This is a genomic window from Stackebrandtia soli (assembly GCF_965137155.1).
Classification (GTDB): domain Bacteria; phylum Actinomycetota; class Actinomycetes; order Mycobacteriales; family Micromonosporaceae; genus Stackebrandtia; species Stackebrandtia soli.
Window position 1 is genome coordinate 17,175 of record NZ_CBCRZX010000006.1, and the last position, 18,526, is coordinate 35,700.

At 68.4% G+C, this 18,526-nt stretch carries 17 protein-coding genes; 15 read left to right on the top strand and 2 right to left on the bottom strand.

Translation table 11 applies throughout. From position 1 onward, the window contains the following. Positions 1-2 precede the first annotated feature (2 nt). The 13 genes from nuoI (at position 3) to ACM9NP_RS05640 (ending at position 14,527) form a co-directional block, all read left to right on the top strand. Positions 3-662, top strand: a complete 660-nt coding sequence (nuoI, locus tag ACM9NP_RS05580) for an NADH-quinone oxidoreductase subunit NuoI (protein ID WP_415645508.1) — start codon at positions 3-5, stop codon at positions 660-662. Next, positions 659-1,435, top strand: a complete 777-nt coding sequence (locus ACM9NP_RS05585) for an NADH-quinone oxidoreductase subunit J (protein ID WP_415645509.1) — start codon at positions 659-661, stop codon at positions 1,433-1,435. Before nuoI ends, ACM9NP_RS05585 begins: the two co-directional genes overlap by 4 nt. Further along, entirely contained in the window at positions 1,432-1,731 is a 300-nt protein-coding gene (gene nuoK, locus ACM9NP_RS05590) for an NADH-quinone oxidoreductase subunit NuoK (protein ID WP_415645510.1), read from the top strand. The genes ACM9NP_RS05585 and nuoK (ACM9NP_RS05590) overlap by 4 nt, the downstream gene beginning before the upstream one ends. Before the next feature lie 60 nt (positions 1,732-1,791). After that, positions 1,792-3,672 carry an NADH-quinone oxidoreductase subunit L gene (gene nuoL / locus ACM9NP_RS05595; protein ID WP_415645637.1) on the top strand — a complete coding sequence of 627 codons (1,881 nt, stop codon included), beginning with the start codon at positions 1,792-1,794 and terminating at the stop codon, positions 3,670-3,672. Beyond that, positions 3,669-5,204, top strand: coding sequence for an NADH-quinone oxidoreductase subunit M (locus ACM9NP_RS05600; protein ID WP_415645511.1), 1,536 nt, complete (start codon positions 3,669-3,671; stop codon positions 5,202-5,204). Before nuoL ends, ACM9NP_RS05600 begins: the two co-directional genes overlap by 4 nt. 27 nt (positions 5,205-5,231) lie before the next feature. Beyond that, positions 5,232-6,824 carry an NADH-quinone oxidoreductase subunit NuoN gene (gene nuoN, locus ACM9NP_RS05605; RefSeq protein WP_415645638.1) on the top strand — a complete coding sequence of 531 codons (1,593 nt, stop codon included), beginning with the start codon at positions 5,232-5,234 and terminating at the stop codon, positions 6,822-6,824. A gap of 152 nt (positions 6,825-6,976) precedes the next feature. Further along, positions 6,977-7,150 (top strand): hypothetical protein, encoded by a 174-nt coding sequence (locus ACM9NP_RS05610; RefSeq protein ID WP_415645512.1) that lies wholly within the window; start codon positions 6,977-6,979, stop codon positions 7,148-7,150. A gap of 200 nt (positions 7,151-7,350) precedes the next feature. Continuing rightward, positions 7,351-7,785 carry an NADH-quinone oxidoreductase subunit NuoK gene (gene nuoK / locus ACM9NP_RS05615; protein WP_415645513.1) on the top strand — a complete coding sequence of 145 codons (435 nt, stop codon included), beginning with the start codon at positions 7,351-7,353 and terminating at the stop codon, positions 7,783-7,785. Next, the gene (locus ACM9NP_RS05620) at positions 7,782-9,584 is read left to right on the top strand and encodes an NADH-quinone oxidoreductase subunit 5 family protein (RefSeq protein ID WP_415645514.1); all 1,803 of its coding nucleotides are present in this window, start codon (positions 7,782-7,784) and stop codon (positions 9,582-9,584) included. Before nuoK (ACM9NP_RS05615) ends, ACM9NP_RS05620 begins: the two co-directional genes overlap by 4 nt. Then, the gene (locus ACM9NP_RS05625) at positions 9,581-11,056 is read left to right on the top strand and encodes a complex I subunit 4 family protein (RefSeq protein WP_415645515.1); all 1,476 of its coding nucleotides are present in this window, start codon (positions 9,581-9,583) and stop codon (positions 11,054-11,056) included. Before ACM9NP_RS05620 ends, ACM9NP_RS05625 begins: the two co-directional genes overlap by 4 nt. A 58-nt stretch (positions 11,057-11,114) precedes the next feature. Then, positions 11,115-12,548 (top strand): NADH-quinone oxidoreductase subunit N, encoded by a 1,434-nt coding sequence (locus tag ACM9NP_RS05630; RefSeq protein ID WP_415645516.1) that lies wholly within the window; start codon positions 11,115-11,117, stop codon positions 12,546-12,548. Positions 12,549-12,696: 148 nt separating this feature from the next. After that, a complete protein-coding gene (gene htpX, locus ACM9NP_RS05635) occupies positions 12,697-13,557 on the top strand; it encodes a zinc metalloprotease HtpX (protein WP_415645517.1) in 861 nt (286 codons plus the stop codon). Positions 13,558-13,630: 73 nt separating this feature from the next. Further along, entirely contained in the window at positions 13,631-14,527 is an 897-nt protein-coding gene (locus tag ACM9NP_RS05640) for an NAD-dependent epimerase/dehydratase family protein (protein WP_415645518.1), read from the top strand. Positions 14,528-14,670: 143 nt separating this feature from the next. Here ACM9NP_RS05640 and ACM9NP_RS05645 read toward each other — a convergent pair whose 3' ends face one another. Further along, on the bottom strand, positions 14,671-15,297 hold the full coding sequence (locus ACM9NP_RS05645) for a DUF6518 family protein (RefSeq protein WP_415645519.1): 627 nt from the start codon (positions 15,295-15,297) through the stop codon (positions 14,671-14,673). A 177-nt stretch (positions 15,298-15,474) separates the two neighbouring features. On the opposite strand from ACM9NP_RS05645, the gene ACM9NP_RS05650 reads away from it, so the two are divergent. After that, entirely contained in the window at positions 15,475-16,647 is a 1,173-nt protein-coding gene (locus ACM9NP_RS05650) for an LLM class flavin-dependent oxidoreductase (RefSeq protein ID WP_415645520.1), read from the top strand. Positions 16,648-16,717: 70 nt separating this feature from the next. Then, positions 16,718-17,431: a CE1759 family FMN reductase gene (locus ACM9NP_RS05655; protein ID WP_415645521.1), complete on the top strand. Its 714-nt coding sequence runs from the start codon at positions 16,718-16,720 to the stop codon at positions 17,429-17,431. 77 nt (positions 17,432-17,508) lie between these two features. On the opposite strand, the gene ACM9NP_RS05660 is transcribed toward ACM9NP_RS05655, so the two are convergent. Then, entirely contained in the window at positions 17,509-18,249 is a 741-nt protein-coding gene (locus ACM9NP_RS05660; protein ID WP_415645522.1) for a class I SAM-dependent methyltransferase, read from the bottom strand. Positions 18,250-18,526: the final 277 nt, after the last annotated feature.

An 18,526-nucleotide genomic window follows, 5' to 3' on the forward strand; every position in this document is an offset into this window, starting at 1 on the left:
CCATGTTCGGAACCGCCAGGAGCTTCGGCGTCACCTTCGCCCACATGTTCAAGAAGCAGGTGACCGAGAAGTATCCCGAGGTCCGCAAGCCCACCGCGCCCCGCTATCACGGTCGGCACATTCTCAACCGTCACCCCGACGGCCTGGAGAAGTGCGTCGGTTGTGAGCTGTGCGCCTGGGCCTGTCCGGCCGACGCGATCTTCGTCGAAGGCGCCGACAACACTGAACAGGCGCGATTCTCGCCCGGTGAGCGTTACGCCGCCGACTACCAGATCAACTACGCCCGGTGCATCTTCTGTGGACTGTGCATTGAGGCGTGCCCGACGCGGTCGCTGACGATGAGCAACGAGTACGAGCTCGCCGCGGAAGACCGCCGGGACCTGATCTTCACCAAGGAGCAGCTGCTCATGCCGCTGCTGTCCGGCATGGAGCAGCCGCCGCACCCGATGCGGCTCGGAGACTCCGAGAAGGACTACTACGTCAAGGCGCTCGACAACCCCGGCCTGTCGGCGGGTGGCGAGATGTCGCCGAACGAGGAGCGTCGGGCCGCCGCTGCCGCGGGCACCGAGACCGAGTTCGAGCAGCGTCTGCGTGACGACGCGGCCGTCCGCGAGGACGCCAAGCGCCGCCCCAAGCGCGGGCGCAAGCAGGAGGAGAAATGAACACCCTGTTGGAGGCGGCCAGCACCGTCACCACCGGCGAGGCGGTGACGTTCTGGATCCTCGCGCCGATCGCCCTCGGTGGCGCCATCGGCATGGTGCTGGCTCGCAGCGCCGTGCACTCGGCACTGTTGCTGGCGTGCACGATGCTGTCGCTCGGTGTGCTCTACATGCTCCAGTCGGGGCCGTTCATCGGCTTCGTCCAGATCATCGTGTACACCGGCGCCATCATGATGTTGTTCCTCTTCGTCATCATGCTGGTCGGCCGTGACTCGAAGGACTCACTCCTCGAAACGCTACGCGGGCAACGCTTCGCGGCGTTCCTGCTGGGCATCGGCATGGCCCTGCTGCTGTGCACGGGGCTGGCGCGCGGCGTCGGCTCGGTGACCGCAGTGGGCCTGGACGACGCCAACCAGTACGGCAACGTCCAGGGCATCGCCGCGGACCTGTTCACCAAGTACGTGTTCGCGTTCGAGGTGACGTCGGCGCTGCTCATCACCGCCGCCGTCGGCGCGATGGTGCTCGCTCACGTCGAACGCAGCAAGAAGGACAACCCCGGTCAGAAGGACCTGTCCCGGCAGCGGTTCGCCAAGGGCAGCTACCCCGGTCCCAAACCCGGCCCCGGCGTGTTCGCCACGTCCGACTCGGTCGCGACACCGGCGCTCCTGCCTGACGGCACCCAATCGGAACGCAGCATCTCGCCCGTCATCCCGACGCGGGAACTGGAACCGTTCGAGGCGGCTCCGAAGGGCACGAACGGAGGACGTCGCAAGTGACTCCCACCTACTACCTGGTGCTGGCCGCGGCGCTGTTCACCATCGGCGCGGTCGGGGTTCTGGTCCGCCGCAACGCGATCGTCGTGTTCATGTGCGTCGAGCTGATGCTCAACGCCGCGAACCTGACGCTGGTGACCTTCTCCCGGATCAACGGCACGATCGACGGACAGATCATGACGTTCTTCGTCATGGTCGTCGCCGCCGCCGAGGTCGTCATCGGCTTGGCGATCATCATGTCCATCTTCCGGTCCCGCCGGTCGGCCTCGGTCGACGACGCCAACCTGCTGAAGTACTAAGAGGGCTCAATCGTCGTGGATTCGATCAACTACGTACCGGCCACCGGCGCGCTGTCGTCGATGTGGCTACTGATCGCGCTGCCTTTGGTGGGCGCCGCCGTGCTGTTCCTGCTCGGCAAGCGCGCCGACAAGTGGGGCCATTGGCTCGGCTGCGCGACCGTCGGCCTCGCGTTCGTGCTCGGCCTGACCTACTTCATCCAGTTGTCGGGCCTGGAGAACAAGTCGACCTTCGTCGACCTCTTCACGTTCGTCCAGGTGGGTGGCCTCGATATCGGGGCGGGTCTGCTGTTCGACCCGCTGAGCGCGGTCTTCGTCCTGCTGATCACGGGTGTGGGTCTCCTGATCCACATCTACGCGGTCGGCTACATGAAGCACGACGAGGGCCGTCGCCGGTTCTTCGCGTTCTTCAACCTGTTCGTCGCGGCGATGCTGCTGCTGGTCCTCGGCGACAACTACCTGATGATGTTCATCGGCTGGGAGGGCGTCGGTCTGGCGTCGTACCTGCTGATCTCGTTCTGGTTTACGAAGCCCGCCGCCGCGACCGCCGGAAAGAAGGCGTTCCTCGCCAACCGCGTCGGTGACGCCGGTTTCCTGCTCGCGATCTTCCTGATGTTCGCCACGGTCGGTTCGACCGAGTTCGACGCGGTCTTCAACGGCTTCATCGAAGGCGTCGACGCCGGGACGATCGCCGGCGGCACCATCCTCGCGATCGGGCTGCTGCTCCTACTGGGCGCCTGCGGCAAGTCGGGCCAGTTCCCGCTCCAGACCTGGCTTCCCGACGCGATGGAGGGCCCGACCCCGGTGTCGGCGCTCATCCACGCGGCGACCATGGTCACGGCGGGCGTCTACATGATCGCCCGCTCGAACCCGATCTTCAACCTGAGCGAGACGGCCCAACTCGTCGTCGTCTGCATCGGCGCCGTGACACTCCTCATCGGAGCGGTCATCGGTTGCGCGAAGGACGACATCAAGCGGGTCCTCGCGTACTCGACGGTCTCGCAGATCGGCTACATGTTCCTCGCGGTGGGTCTCGGCGGCGCGGCCTACGCGCTCGGCATCATCCACCTCCTGGCGCACGGTTTCTTCAAGGCCGGGCTGTTCCTCGGGGCCGGGTCGGTCATGCACGGCATGAACGACCGGGTCGACATCCGACGGTTCGGCGGCCTGTGGCGGTACATGCCGTGGACGTGGGCGACCTTCGGTCTCGGATACCTGGCCATCATCGGCATTCCGCCGCTGTCCGGCTTCTTCACGAAGGACCCGATCATCCTGTCGGCGTTCAACCGGGAAGGCTGGCAGGGCTGGCTCTTCGGCTCCGTCGCCCTGCTGGGCGCCGCGCTGACGGCGTTCTACATGACCCGCCTGTTCGTCCTGACGTTCCACGGCCCGAAGCGGTGGACGGAGGACGTCAAGCACCCGCACGAGTCGCCGCCGATCATGGTGGTGCCGCTGGTGCTGCTCGCGGTCGGTTCGGTCGCGGCCGGTTGGCTCATGTCGACTTCCGTGGTCGAGTGGCTCACCCCCGTCTTCGGCGAACACGAGGAGCCGCACGCGCATCTGTCGCACGGCACCGTCACCGCCTTGACGATCGCCGTCACCGTGCTCGGTGCCGGGCTCGCGGTCCTGCTGTTCCGTCGTGGAACGGCCGAGGTGGAGCAACCGGCGCGGACGCCGATCGTGCGTGCCGCCCGCGAGAACCTGTACGCCGACCGGTTCAACGAACTGGTCTTCGAACTTCCCGGCCGTCTCCTGACCCGTGCGCTCGTGTGGGTCGACAACCGGGGCGTCGACGGAGTCGTCAACGGTCTGGCCGCCGCCGTCGGTGGCGCGTCGTCGCGGCTGCGCCGCACTCAGACCGGTTTCGTCCGTAGCTACGCATTGTCCATTCTGTCTGGTGCCGTTGTCGTTGTGGCGGCTTTGTTGGTGGTGACGTTCGGGTGAGCTCGTTTCCCTTCCTTTCGGCGCTGATCGTGGTGCCCCTGATCGGGGCCGTGATCACCGCTTGCGTGCCCCGGACGAAACCGGGGCAGGCGAAGGCGATCGCCCTCGGATCGTCGCTGCTGGTTCTCGTACTGACGGCCATCCTTTGTGTTCAGTATGTGGCCGCTGAGACGGACCTCCAGTTCACGGAGCACTACCCGTGGGTCCCGGACTGGGGCTTGGCGTTCAGCTTCGGCGTCGACGGCATCGCCCTCGTCATGGTCGCCCTGACCGCGCTGCTCACCCCGATCGTGATCCTGGCGTCGTGGAACGACGCCGACGTCGAGGGCCGCAACGTCCCCGTGTTCTTCGCGTTGATCCTGACGCTGCAGGCCACGATGACGGGCACCTTCGTCGCGTCGAACGTCCTGCTGTTCTACGTGTTCTTCGAAGTCATGCTGGTTCCGATGTACTTCCTCATCGGCTCCTACGGCGGCAAGCGGCGTCAGTACGCGGCGGTCAAGTTCTTCCTGTACTCGCTGCTGGGCGGCATGGTCCTCCTTGCCGCGATCATCGGGCTGTGGGTCGCCAGCGGCCACAACCTCGACTGGCAGCAGCTCGTCGCGGACGGCCCCGTCCAAGGCGACCTGCAGTACTGGCTGTTCCTGGGCTTCTTCGCCGCGTTCGCGATCAAGGCGCCGTTCTTCCCGTTCCACACCTGGCTCCCCGACGCCGGTGGGGCCGCCCCAGCCGGCATCGCCGCGCTGCTCGTCGGTGTCATGGACAAGATCGGTACCTTCGCGATCCTGCGGTACTGCCTGCCGCTGTTCCCCGACGCCGCGCAGGCGTTCGCGCCGTTGGCAATGACACTGGCCCTGATCGGCGTCATCTACGGCGCGCTCGTCGCCATCGGACAGACGGACCTCCGTCGCCTCGTCGCCTACACCTCGATCGCCCACTTCGGATTCATCGGGGTCGGCATCTTCGCCTTCACCACCCAGTCCGGCACCGGAGCGGTGCTGTACATGGTGAACCACGGGCTCGCGACCGGGCTGTTGTTCATCGTCGTGGGCATGCTCGCGGCGCGGCGCGGCTCCAGCGAGATCGCCGACTTCGGCGGCGCGGGCAAGGCCTTGCCGCTCCTGGCGGGCGCCTTCTTCATCGCGGGTCTGGCGTCGCTGGCACTGCCGGGGACCGCTCCGTTCGTGTCGGAGTTCCTGGTCATGCTCGGCGCGTTCAGCGTCAACAAGACCGTCGCGGTGATCTCGGTTCTGGGCATCATCCTCGCCGCCGCGTACGTCCTGTGGATGTACCAGCGGACGATGCAGGGCACCTTGAACCCGCAACTGAAAGACGTAGCCGCCATGCGCAAGGACCTCACGGTCCGCGAGAAGATCGTGGTCGCCCCGTTGATCGCGGGCATCCTCATCCTCGGCGTCTACCCGCAACCGGTGCTGGACATCATCAACCCGGCGGTGGAACACACGATGACCACCGTTGGTGTCACCGACCCCGCGCCCACCACCGACCAGGTCGCAACGGGAGACAACTAAGTGAACACGCTGCTGCTATCCGCTGACATGCCGACGATCGAGTTTCCCGGCATCGACTATCTCGCGTTGTCGCCGCTGCTGATCGTCATCGGCGCGGCCTGCGTGGGAATCCTGTTGGAAGCGGTACTCCCACGTGGTCGCCGCTACCTGGCACAGCTGGTGCTGACGATCGCCGCCCTCGTGGCGGCGGTCGTCCTGACGATCGTCAACATCGTCGACGGCACCAACAACCCCGTGTTCTCGATGACGGGTCCCACCGGTGAGCCGGTCCGCGTCGACGCGGTCGTCATGGACGGCCCGGGCATGTTCCTCATGGCCGTGATCGGTGTCCTCGGCATCATCGCGGTCCTGCTCATCGCGGAACGCCGCGTCGCGGCGGGCGGCTCGTTCGTCGCCCACGCCGCGGTCGCCGCCGACAGCCAGGCCGACGCCGACCAGTCGAAGCTCCCCGGTGCGACGGAGGTCTTCCCTCTGACGCTGTTCTCGCTCGGCGGCATGATGCTGTTCTGCGTCTCCGGTGACCTGCTGACGATGTTCGTCGCGCTCGAGGTGTTCTCGCTGCCGCTGTACCTGCTGTGCGGTCTGGCGCGTCGCCGGCGTCTGCTGTCGCAGGAAGCGGCGATGAAGTACTTCCTGTTGGGCGCGTTCGCCTCGGCGTTCTTCGTTTACGGCGTCGCGCTGCTGTACGGCTTCGCGAACTCGGTGCAGTTGGTCGACATCAACACCGCCGTCCGGGATTCCGGCAACTCGCAGGTCCTGCTGCTCGCGGGTCTGGCGATGCTGTCCGTCGGTCTGCTCTTCAAGGCCGCCGCCGTCCCGTTCCACGTGTGGACGCCCGACGTCTACACGGGAGCGCCGACGCCGATCACGGCTCTGATGGCGGCGTGCACGAAGGTCGCCGCGATCGGTGGTCTGCTGCGCGTCTTCAACGTCGCCTTCGCCAACAGCGGTGACCCGTCCGCGGCGTCGCTGGTGTGGGAGTGGCGTCCGCTGTTCACGGCGATCGCGATCGCGACGATGGTGATCGGCGCAGTCATGGCCGTGACGCAGACGGACATCAAGCGGCTGCTCGCGTACTCGTCGATCGCCAACGCCGGTTACCTGCTCGTGGGCGTGATCGCCCTCGGCGAGGCCGTCGGCGCGACGCTGTTCTACCTGGTGGCGTATGGATTCACGGTGCTGGCGGCGTTCGCGATCGTGACGCTGGTGCGCGACTCGAACGGCGAGGCGACGCACCTGTCGCGGTGGGCGGGCCTGGCCCGTCGGTCGCCCCGGTTCGCGGTGTTCTTCACGCTGCTGATGCTGGCGTTCGCGGGTATCCCGTTGACGTCGGGCTTCTCCGCGAAGTTCGCCGTGTTCTCGTCCGCCTTGGACGCCGGGCAGGTCGGCCTGGTCATCGTCGGCGTTCTGTCCAGTGTGGTGCTGGCCTTCCCTTACCTGAAGGTCGTCGTCCTGCTGTGGCTGTCGGAGCCGGTGGAGGACGCCCCATCGGTGTCGCTGCCGAGCTTCTTCACCGGCACGGCCGTGGCCGCCGGTGTCGCCGCGACGATCATCCTCGGTCTCGCGCCGCAGTTCATGCTCAACATGGTCGAAGGCGCGGGGATGTTCCTCGCGAAGTGATCTGGTGATTCGGTGATCCGGTGATCCGGTGATCGCCTGTTCGACCGTTCTCGTCCGGCCCCCGGTGGTTCGCCACCGGGGGCCGTCGTTCGTATAGGGCTCGCCGGTGTCGCGCCGGGGAATCGGCGTCCCGGCGGACGATACTGGCCGCCATGACGAACGAGATGATCATGCTGGACCCGGGCGTGTGCTCCCGACTCGACAAGCTGGCCAAGGACGAGGGCTGCGATCGGCAGGCCATGATCGTCAAGCTCATGGACGACTTCGAGGAGTCCGAGGCAATGGACGAGGCGGAGGGCTGGGCGACGCTCGACCCGTTCGACTGATCGGCGGGGAGGAGCCGTGATCGTCCGCTCTGTCGGCCTGCGGAGACCGCCGACTCGGGCGGTGGCTGTCGCGCCCGTCGCCTCGCGCGTGAGCCCCTTGGCCGCCCCGACCGATGCGCCGTCGCGCGGCTACCCGAGGCGTCGGCGAAATAGGGCAAGATAGGGGCATGTCCTGTGACGTGTGTGACGGGTGATGGCCGGTGCATCCCGTCATCCCGTATGTGATCGCCGCCAGCCTGTTCGGGATCGGTGTCTACGGCGTACTCGTGCGCCGGAACGCCGTGCTGGTTCTGGCGTCCGTCGAGTTGATGCTCGGCGCGGTCAACCTGCTGCTCGTCACCGCCGACGTCGCCCCGCTCGTCGGCGACCCTAGCCATACGGGACAGTCGTTCGCGCTGTTCGTCATCGTCGTCGCGGCGGCCGAGATCGGCGTCGGGCTCGCCCTCGTCCTGCACCTGTATCGCCTTCGCGGCTCGATCGACACCGACGGCATCGACGTCGAGGCCCCGACCGGGCCCGACGCGGTCGATCCGGAGGCTCGCGAGCCAGTGGGCGATGAGGGCTCGTCGCGGGTAGAAACCGTTGGCTCCGCGGCCATGGCGGAACCAGCCATCACGCGGGGGAGTGGCACGTGATCGCCGCCGTCGCGCTCGTCCTCGTTCCCGCCGTGGCGGCCGGGGTGGGCCTGCTGCTGCCGTTGACGGCGCGCCGAGCCGCCGCCGTTCTCGCGCTCGCCGCGTCGGGCGTCGCCGTCCTCGCGTCGATCGTTCTGTTGTGGACGGACGTGTCCGGGTCGGTCGTGCTCGCCGACTTCGGCGACGTCGCCGTGTCCGCCGCGATCGACGTCTCGGGCCCCGCCGCTCCGGTCGCGGTCGCCGTCACGGCTGTGACGTTCCTCGTCCAGCTGTACTCGATGTCCTATCTGGATGATGATGAGCGCTATGCCCCTTACGCGGCCCAGATCGGGCTGTTCGCGGCCGCGATGCTGCTCGTCGTCGTCGCCGACGACCTGGTGCTGCTGCTCATCGGCTGGGAAGTCATGGGCGCCTGCTCCTACCTTCTGATCGGGCACGATCGGCGTCTCCCCGAAGCTCCCCGTGCCGCTGTGAAGGCCTTCCTCGTCACGCGGGTCGGCGACGTCGGCTTCCTACTGGGTCTGGTCCTGCTCGCCGTCCACACCGGAACGTTCCGGGTCTCGGAGATCGTCGCGACGGCACCACGGGAGCTGAGCGCGGGCGTTCTCGCCGCCGCGTGCCTGCTGATCCTCGCCGGGGCTGTCGGCAAGAGCGCCCAGTTCCCGCTGCACACCTGGCTTCCCGACGCGATGGCGGGCCCCACTCCCGTTTCGGCGCTGATCCACGCCGCGACGATGGTCGCGGCGGGCGCGTACGTCCTCGTCCGGCTGTTCCCCCTGTACGCGGCCTCGCCCGCGGTGTTGACGGTGATCGCCGTGATCGCCGCCGTCACGATGCTGCTCGGCGCGTGCGCGGCGCTCGCCGCCGACGACCTGAAGCGGGTTCTCGCGTGGTCGACCGTCAGCCAGGTCGCGTACATGTTCGCCGCCGTCGCCGCCGAAGGCACCACCGAATCCGTGGTCTACCTGCTCGCGCACGCCGCGTTCAAGGCGCTGCTGTTCCTCGGCGCCGGGGTGGTCATCCACATGGTCGGTACGAACGCGATGGCCGCCATGGGCGGCCTCCGCCACGGCGCCCCGGTGACGATGTGGACGATGACGATCGGGTTCGCCGCGCTCGCCGGGGTCCCGTTCCTGCCCGGTTTCTGGGCGAAGGAGGCCGTCCTCGGCGCGGCCGTCGACGCGGGCGGGACGATCGTCCTCGTCGCCGGCGTGATCACCGCCGGGCTGACCGCCGCCTACGCCGCGCGTGCCTGGCTCCGGGTGTTCGCGGGGGAGCCGCGCGGCGCCGTTCACGCGGCCGATCCACCACTGCCACAACGCATTCCACTGTTCGTTCTCGCGGGAGCGACCCTCGTGGGCAGCCTCGGACTGACGGTCTGGTTCCTCTGGTTCTCCCAACGGAACCCGTTGGCGCACTGGCCGATCCTGCTTCTCGTCGTCGCGGTCACCGTGGTCGGGGCCGGTGGCGTCTACCTGCTGTGGCGGCGCGATCCGGGCGCCGACCCGGCCCGCCGTCTCGGTCGCGCCAAGGCGTTCCTCGCGGGCGGCTGCGGCATCGACCGGATTCAGGACGCGCTCGTCGTCCGGCCCGTGCTGGGGGCCGCCCACGTGGCGCGCGGCCTCGACGTCGCGTTCATCGACGGCGCGGTGGAAGGCACCGGCACGGCCACCATGTCCGTCGCTCGCCGCGCCGCGTCAGCGCACCGTTTCGGTCTGCCCGCACACCTGCTCGCCGGGCTCGGCGGCGTCCTCCTCGTCGCCGCGCTCGCCGTCGTCCTCACCGGGGGGTCCCCGTGACGCTCGTCCTCGTCGCGGTCCTCGCGCTGCCGCCGCTCGGTCTTATTCCATTGTGGTTCGTTCGGGGGAACGCCCGCCGAGCCGCGTGGGTCGGGACCGTCGCCGCCGGCGCGGGTCTCGTCGCCGCGCTCGCCCTGCCGATCGGCGCTGGATCACCCGTGTGGCACCGACTCGACCTGCCGTGGGCGGCGACCCTCGGTCTCCGCTTCGACATCGGCGTCGACGGAGTGTCGTATCCGCTCGTCGTCCTGACGGCGCTGCTGACGACGCTGTGCTGTCTGTACACCGTGTTCCATCCGCCCGAGCGCGGTGACACGGCGACGCTCGTCGCGCTTCTGCTGGCCGTCGAGCTCGGCATTCTCGGCGTTTTCACCGCGTTCAACCTCGTCGCGTTCTTCGTGTTCTTCGAGATCGTGCTGCTGCCGATGTACGCGATCATCCGCCGCTACGGCGGCCAGGAACGGCGCCGCGCCGCCACCAAGTTCGCGCTGTACACGCTCCTCGGGTCGTTGATGTTGCTCATCGGCGTGCTGATCGTGGTCGGCGGCACCGGAACCGGCGACATCGTCGCGCTCACCGCCGAGCGCGGGGGAGGCCTGTCCGAGCAGACGCAACTGCTCGCGTTCGTCCTGCTCGCCGTCGGTTTCGCCATCAAGAGCCCACTGTGGCCGCTGCACTCGTGGCTGCCGGACGCGCACACGCAGGCACCGACCGTGGGCTCCGTGATCCTCGCGGGCGTGCTCCTGAAGATGGGCACCTACGGCCTGATCCGGGTCGGTCTCGGCGTGACGCCGCTGGGCGCCGAACAGGCGTCGGCGACGCTCGCCGTGCTGGCGACGGCCGCGATCATCATGGGTGGGCTCGTCTGCCTCGCCCAGACCGATCTGAAGCGCCTCATCGCGTACTCCTCCGTCGGGCACATGGGCTTCGTCCTGCTCGGCATAGCGACGATGACGGCGGCGGGAGTCAACGCGGCCCTGTACGGCAACATCGCGCACGGCCTCATCACCGGGCTGCTGTTCTTCCTCGCGGGCACGATCAAGGACCGCGTGGGAACCGGGGAGCTGGCCCGCCTCGGCGGGCTGCGCAACACCGCCCCGGGACTGTCCGGTGTGCTCGGTTTCGCCGCGCTCGCGTCGCTCGGTCTACCCGGGCTCGCCGGCTTCTGGGGTGAGGCGTTCGCCGTCTACGCGACCCTCTCCCGCGAAGGAACACTATGGACTGTGCTGGCGGTGGTCGCCGCACTGGGCGCCGCCCTCGCCGCCGCGTACCTCCTGCGCCTGTTGCGGCTCGTCACACACGGCCCGACGGCCCAACTCGTCTCGGACGCGGGAACCGCCCTCGCCCTGCGCCGCACCGATCTCGCCGTATGGGCGCCGATCGTCGCCCTGATCCTCCTGTTCGGAGTCGCCCCGTGGCTGCTCCTCGACGGCTTCGCCGCGACCGTCACCGGTTGGGTGACCGGGGCATGAACACGACACGGCGGTGGACGTCCACGCGGTCACCCATGACGGAACGGATGGTCGGACCATGAACGCCCAGGCCATCGACCACATCGCCCTCCTGCCCGCCTACCTCGCCGCGCTGACGGCACTCGCGGTCCTCGTCGTCGACCTCTTCAGTGGACGATCGGCGCTCGTGCTCGGCGTCGCCGCCGCCGGTCTCGCCGCCGTGTCGATCGCCGCGGCCCGCCTCGTCGGTCTCGGCGACCGCTCCACGTTGTGCGCCGAGGACGGCTGCTCCTACGTCACGACCGGCCCTGGCAGCGGAATCGTCATCGTGTTGTGCGCCCTGGGCCTGGCCGTCCTCGGCATGTCCGCCGCGACGCTCGCCGCCGAAGACGTCGCCCACGGCGAGTACGTGTTCCTGCTGTTGTGCTCCCTGACCGGCGCGATCGTCCTCGCCTACGCCGGCGACCTCATCACCGTCATCGTCGCCGTCGAGACGCTCACGCTGCCGCTGTACGTCCTCGTCGCCGCGCGCCGTCGACGACTCGCCGCCGCCGAGGCCGCCGTCAACATCCTCGTCGTCTCCGTCGCGGCCGGGGCCGTCACCCTGTTCGGCGCGGCCCTCCTGTACGCGGCGACGTCCACCATGCACCTCGACGCGCTCGCGGTCGCGCTGGAGGGCGACGTCGGCGCTCTGCACGTCGTCGCCATCGCCATGGTCATCGGCGGACTGGCGTTCAAGGTCGCGGCCGTCCCCCTCCACGGCTGGGCACCCGGCGCGTACGACGGCGCCCCACTCCCGATCGCCGCCCATCTGTCCACGGTGTCGAAACTCGGCGGCGTCGTCGCTCTGCTGTGGATCGTCACGCGCGGCCTCGGACCGCTCGCCGCGACGGGCGGCCTGATCATCGCGATCATCTCGATCGCGACGATGACCGTCGGCAACCTGGCCGCGCTCCGCCAGACCCGCGCCGTCCGACTGCTCGCCTGGTCGTCCATCGCGCAGGCCGGGTACCTGCTCGCGCCGTTCGCGATCCTCGCCGCCGAACCGGACGACACGGCCGTCGTCGCGATCGCGGTCCTCGGATACGCCGTGTTCTACGTCCTCCTCGAAGCGACCGCCTTCGCCGCCGTCACCGCCCTGCGCGGCACACGGGACGACGGAGGCTCCCTCAGCGACTACGCCGGCGCGGCCCGGCGACACCCCCTCACCGGGGGAGCGCTGATCCTCGCGCTCATCGGTCTCGCCGGGCTCCCACCCGGCTTCGCGGGGCTGTTCGCGAAGGTCACCGTCGTGTCGGCGCTCGCGGTGCCCGCGCCGGTCGTCGCGATCGTCGTCGGAGTGAACGCCGTCATCGCACTGACCTACTACCTGCGGTTCGCGCGCGTCCTCCTGGCTCGCGCCCCGTTCCCGAACGTTCCGCAACCGTGGCCCGTCGCCTTCACCGTCGCCGCCTCCACGGCCGCCGTCGTCATCATCGGCTTCGCTCCCCAGTTCGTCCTCAACCTGGTGTGACGTTCACCGCCCGAACGGCACGATGCGGATGGTTTGTCCGGTTCAGCTTCCACCGACTCAGCCCGGTCTCAGCGTCGCGTGACGATGATGGAACAGCGGACGACCGGTGCGGCTCGCACCGGTCGGTTGTTCGAACGGGGAGCGGTAGATGCATTCACATCGCAATGGACTGAAGACGGCGCTGCTGCTTGGCGTCATGACGGCGCTGATCATCGGCATCGGTTACCTGATCGGGGGGACGACGGGGCTCGTCATCGCCGGGGTGATCGCCATCGGCATGAACGCCTACACCTACTTCAACTCGGACAAGCTGGCGTTGCGGTCCATGCGGGCGCAACCGGTCAGCCAGGCGCAGGCGCCCGCGCTGTACGCCATGGTCAGGGAACTCGCGCAGAAGGCCGGGCAGCCGATGCCCCGCCTGTACGTGAGTCCGACACCGCAGCCCAACGCCTTCGCGACGGGCCGAAACCCGCAGAACGCGGCCGTCGCCGTGACCGAGGGCATCCTGCGCATCCTCAACGAACGGGAGCTGCGCGCCGTCATCGGCCACGAACTATCCCATGTGTACAACAGGGACATCCTGATCTCCTCGGTCGCAGGGGCGCTGGCGGGCATCATCACCGTCTTCGCGAACATCGCCTGGTTCATTCCGATGGGCGGGAACGATCGTGGCGGCCCGAACCCGCTCGTCCTGCTGTTGACGATGCTTCTCGGTCCGCTCGCGGCGGGCGTCATCCAGATGGCGATCAGCCGCAACCGCGAGTTCCAGGCGGACGCCTCCGGAGCCGAGTTGACGGGCGACCCGCTCGGTCTCGCGAGCGCGCTCCGCAAGATCTCGGCGGGTGTCGATCAGCTTCCGATGCGCCCGGAAGGACCGATCACGAACGAGGCGCACCTGATGATCGCGAACCCGTTCCGCGGCGGTGGCCTGTCGAAGTTGTTCTCGACGCACCCGCCGATGGACGAGCGGGTCCGCCGCCTGGAGGACATGGCTCGCGCGGTCCGGTAGCGCCGTCAGTACCATCTAGGTGGTCTTGGCGAAGCCGGACGGCAGGTAGGGACTCGAAGGTGAGGGGCGTTTCGTGAGCGACCGGACGATCGTGGTGACTGGTGGCGCTGGTTTCGTTGGCGCCCACTTGATCGCGACACTCACCGAGCGGTACCCGCAGGCGACGATCGTGTCGATCGACAACTACTTCACCGGCCGTCGTGACGCTCATGTGGACAATCCTCGGGTGCACTACGTCGACGCGAGCACGGTCGCGATCCGAAAGATCTGGGCGGACTCGCATTTCGGTTCGCCGGATCTCGTCTTCCACCTGGGCGAGTATTCGCGCATCCCGCAGTCCTTCGACGAGCCGGACCGCGTGTGGGAGTACAACGCCTGGGGCACGAAGGAGGTCGTCGCGTTCTGCCTCGAACAGGGCGCGAAGCTCGTCTACGCGGGTTCGTCGTCGAAGTTCGGCAACGACGGACAGGACGAGCACCTCAACCCGTACGCGTGGACGAAGGCCAAGAACGGCGAGCTGATCCGCAACTACGGCAACTGGTTCGGCCTCGACTACGTCATCACCTACTTCTACAACGTGTACGGCCCCGGCCAGATCGAGGAGGGGCGCTACGCGACGGCGATCGGGATCTTCGAACGTCAGCACCGCGACGGCGAGCCGTTGACGGTCGTCGAACCGGGAACGCAGACGCGCGACTTCACGCACATCGACGACACCATCGACGGGCTGCTGCGGTGCGCGGAGCACGGCAAGGGCGACGGTTACCTCATCGGTGCCGGGCACGAGTGGCCCATCATCGACGTCGCGCGCATGTTCGGCGGCCCGATCGAGATGATCCCCGCGAAGCGCGGCGAGCGCACCCGTGGCGAGGCCGATAACGCGAAGGTGCGCGCCCTCGGTTGGGAACCGCGCCACTCCCTCGACGCCTACATCGCCGACGTCACCGCGAACGCGCCCGCGTCATCGTGACGGGCGACATTCCGCCCTGCGGACCGGAGCCGAAGGGCTGCCCGACCGCCATGTGCCGCCACCCGTCCGATTGTCCGTATCGGGACGAATGGCGCCGTCGCGCGGCGGAGGCGTCGGAATCGACCGAGCCGGAGTCATCATCCTCATAGGAGAGTTCCGAGGACGAGGACCTCGCCCGCGAGCATCGCGCCCGTGATCGGCAGGATGATCGCGAACGGGAGCCACCATCGGCGGACGTCGCGGGATCGGTACCGGCACAACGCGACCGTCAGCGCGACCCCGAGGACGGCGAACCCGACGGCCTCACCCCAATAGCCGAGGATGAAACCCATCCAGCCCGCCTCGGCGAGCACGACCCCGCCGATCATCGCGACACCGACGTGTCGCCGCCAGCCGGGGGAGCGTCGCGTCTGCCACCCCGCCCACGCCATCGCCGGGCCGGTCACGATGCCGACGCCGAGCCAGACTATCGCCGTCGGGAGCGCGCCCACCCCGAACAGGTCGGCGGCGGCGGTCACCGCGTAGTACCCGAGGCAGGCGCCGACCATCATCGCCGCGCCCGCCGTCATCGCGGGAAGCAGATGAGTGACGGCCGCCCCGGCGACACTCGTCCACAGTATCCAGCCCGTGACCGAGTTCGTCGCCCGCTCGAACAGCGAGAACCCATGCAGCACATAGGTCGCGACTCCGATCAGAAGCCCGAACCCGAGACTGCTCGCCACCCCACCCCACGCGCGCGGGGCATCCAGTTCACCCACCACACCATTCACGCGGTCACCTTATCCATCGGGTGTATAGCGACGTCACGGCGGGAACAGTCCACAGTGATGATCGGACGTTCGTTCGGCCCGAACGCGCGGCGTGACGAGCGTCCGATCCCGCGCCGGAATCACATCCGGCTCGGGCGTGTTGGAACGAGACGGCAGCGCACACCAGAGGGGGCACACATGCAGTTCGGGATCCTGTCGGTCAGCGACATCACACGCGACCCGGTCTCGGGTGAGACGCCGAGCGAGGCGGAGCGGATCGACGCGATCGTGCGTATCGCGGCGAAGACCGAAGAGGTGGGGATGGACGTCTTCGCCATCGGCGAACACCACAACCCGCCGTTCTTCTCGTCCTCACCGACGACGCTGCTGTCCCACATCGCCGCGTTGACGACCCGCCTCATCGTCAGCACCGGCACCACCCTGATCACCACCAACGACCCGGTCCGCATCGCCGAGGAGTACGCGATGCTGCAGCACCTGTCGAAGGGCCGCATGGACCTCATGCTCGGTCGCGGCAACACCGCGCCCGTGTACCCCTGGTTCGGGCAGGACATCCGTCAGGGTCTGCCGCTGGCCTTGGAGAACTACAACCTCCTGCACCGTCTGTGGCGGGAGGACGTGGTGAACTGGGAGGGCCAGTTCCGGTCCGCGCTGCACGGCTTCACCTCGACCCCGCGACCACTCGACGACGTGCCGCCCTTCGTGTGGCACGGCTCGATCCGCACACCCGAGATCGCCGAACAGGCCGCCTTCTACGGCAACGGCTTCTTCGCCAACCACATCTTCTGGCCGACCGAGCACTCGCGTCGACTCATCGACTTCTACCGCGACCGTTTCGAGCACTACGGCCACGGGACACGGAAACAGGCGATCGTCGGCCTCGGCGGACAGGCGTACATCGCCAAGCGCTCCCAGGACGCGTACAAGGAGTTCCGCCCGTACTTCGACGAGGCGCCCGTGTACGGCCACGGCCCGACCCTCGAGGACTTCAGCCAGATGACGCCGCTATCGGTCGGCAGTCCGCAGGAGGTCATCGACAAGACGCTGACCTTCCACGACGCCTTCGGCGACTACCAGCGTCAGCTGTTCCTCATGGACCACGCCGGCCTGCCGGTCGACACCGTCCTCAAGCAACTGGACCTGCTCGGGGAGGAGATCGTCCCGGTGCTGCGCAAGGAACTGGCCGCCCGACGCGACCCGGAATCGGCGACCGCGCCCACCCACGAGAGCCTCGTGCGGGCCAAGTACGGCGACGGTCCGACCCGGCAGCCCCGCCCCAACGCCAACCGGGGCGACAACGTGACGGGGGCGTCCCCGTACCAGGACAGCGAGACGACGAAGGCGTCCTGACCCGTCCCGTCGTCCACAGGCGACGCCACGATCGGCACATCCGCGAGTTCGACACCGACGAAGGTGAGAGATGGAACAACGAGACGAGACGTCACCGATGACCGACGAGCGACCGTACCGGGTCGTCATCGTCAGCGGAGGAACAGGCGACCCGTCGACGACGCGGATGCTCGCGGACCGGGCCGCCGACCGCGTCGGCGCCCTCGCGAAACGACGCGGTCGGCAGGTCACCGTCTCCACCATCGACCTGCGCGAACTAGCCACCGAGATCACCACCGCGCTCGTGTCACGGCTGCTCGGGCCACGACTCGAGCACGCCGTCGAACTGCTCGGCGACGCCGACGGCATCATCGCCAGCGCCCCCGTCTACAAAGCCGAACCGAGCGGCCTGTTCTCGTCGTTCTTCCACGTCCTCGACAACGACCTGCTCATCGCCAAACCCGTCGTACTCGCGGCCACGGCGGGCACGGCACGACACGCGCTCGTCGTCGACGGCCAGATGCGCTCCCTCTTCGCGTACCTGCGAACCCTCGTCGCGCCGACGTCGCTGTTCGCCGCGAGCGAGGACTGGAACGTCTCCGCGCTCGGCCAACGCGTCGACCGCGCCGCCTTCGAACTGCTCCTGTTGATGGAGAGCGGCTTCGCCGAGAAGGTCAGGGACGAATCGTGGAAGAGCTATCAACACGAGTTCGGCAGCGCGGGCGGAACGGAGCTCGACGTCGACCTCGAATCCGACCTCATGCGGCTCGCCACGGGCGGATCGGCCCGACCCCGCGAATCCTGACCACCGACCGTCGGCTCGCGCCTTTCATCGCGCCCCACAGAGCGACCCGCGTTGGAGCGGGTGCGACCGTCGGTGGCTCAGGCGGGTGCTTCGGCCGCGATGACGAGGAAGTTCGGCAGCCGGACGTACGCCTCGATACCCGGAACGTCCGAGGCGGCGGCGACATCCGAGTCGAGTCCCGGCTCGGCGAACTCGCGCAGACGGCAACCGAGCGCGGCCAGCTCGTTGAGGTACGCGGAGACCGGACGATGGAAGTCCGACGCCGACGGCCCCGGGATCTCGTACTCCTCCAGATAACGATCCACCCGATAGGCGCCGTGCTCACGCCACGTCGACCGCAACTGCTCGAAGGCAGGATGGACGAGCCCGATCACCAGCAGCCCACCGGGACGCAGCGCGTCGACACAGGCGCGCAGCGCGGGCCTCCAGTCCGGAATCGCCATCAACACCATGCTGCACACGACGACGTCGAACGGCCCGGCGAGATCGGGCAGCCGCGTCAAATCGGCCTGGACGTACCGGATCCCCTGCCGCCGTTCGGCCTCGAGCTCCCTGGCGAAGGCGACCATCCGGTCGGTCGGCTCCACCCCGACGACCTCCGCGCCGCGCTCCGCGAGCAGACGGCTCAGATAGCCGTTCCCGCAACCGGCGTCGAGGATCCGGCGGCCCCGGACATCGCCCACCATCCGGACGACGGTCGGGTTGACCAGGTGCCGCTTCCCGAAGTCCCCGCCGTCGGCGGTCGCCTCCAAGGCCTCCCGTGTCGCGGTCGCATTCCACTGATCGATGGCAGCCGCGTTAGACCACGAAGAAGTCATCGGACGAGCCTAGTCGCTCCCCTCTTCGCAGGCCGCAACGATTGCGCTGCACGGGACTTCCGTGAACCGACGCTTCGGTTCGGCCGTGGGGCGGCGTCGCACCCAGGTTTCGTGGCCATCCCGCGAGCGCCCCGGTACGCAGAGACCGGCAGCCGTTGGGGCTGCCGGTCATCGTGCGTCTTTCCGAGCGTAGTTCGCGCTCGTTCGGAGGCGAACCATCGGACCGAGGGTCGGACCTGGCGCGTTCGCGGGTCGCCGGGCCGCCGGTCGTTCGTGA

What these genes read in the sequence shown, in the direction of transcription:
- nuoI (WP_415645508.1), top strand. Translation starts at nt 3, where the DNA reads ATGTTCGGAACCGCCAGGAGCTTCGGCGTCACCTTCGCCCACATGTTC.
- ACM9NP_RS05585 (WP_415645509.1), top strand. Translation starts at nt 659, where the DNA reads ATGAACACCCTGTTGGAGGCGGCCAGCACCGTCACCACCGGCGAGGCG.
- nuoL (WP_415645637.1), top strand. Translation starts at nt 1,792, where the DNA reads ATGTGGCTACTGATCGCGCTGCCTTTGGTGGGCGCCGCCGTGCTGTTC.
- nuoN (WP_415645638.1), top strand. Translation starts at nt 5,232, where the DNA reads ATGCCGACGATCGAGTTTCCCGGCATCGACTATCTCGCGTTGTCGCCG.
- ACM9NP_RS05610 (WP_415645512.1), top strand. Translation starts at nt 6,977, where the DNA reads ATGACGAACGAGATGATCATGCTGGACCCGGGCGTGTGCTCCCGACTC.
- ACM9NP_RS05630 (WP_415645516.1), top strand. Translation starts at nt 11,115, where the DNA reads ATGAACGCCCAGGCCATCGACCACATCGCCCTCCTGCCCGCCTACCTC.
- htpX (WP_415645517.1), top strand. Translation starts at nt 12,697, where the DNA reads ATGCATTCACATCGCAATGGACTGAAGACGGCGCTGCTGCTTGGCGTC.
- ACM9NP_RS05650 (WP_415645520.1), top strand. Translation starts at nt 15,475, where the DNA reads ATGCAGTTCGGGATCCTGTCGGTCAGCGACATCACACGCGACCCGGTC.
- ACM9NP_RS05655 (WP_415645521.1), top strand. Translation starts at nt 16,718, where the DNA reads ATGGAACAACGAGACGAGACGTCACCGATGACCGACGAGCGACCGTAC.
- ACM9NP_RS05660 (WP_415645522.1), bottom strand. Translation starts at nt 18,249, where the DNA reads ATGACTTCTTCGTGGTCTAACGCGGCTGCCATCGATCAGTGGAATGCG.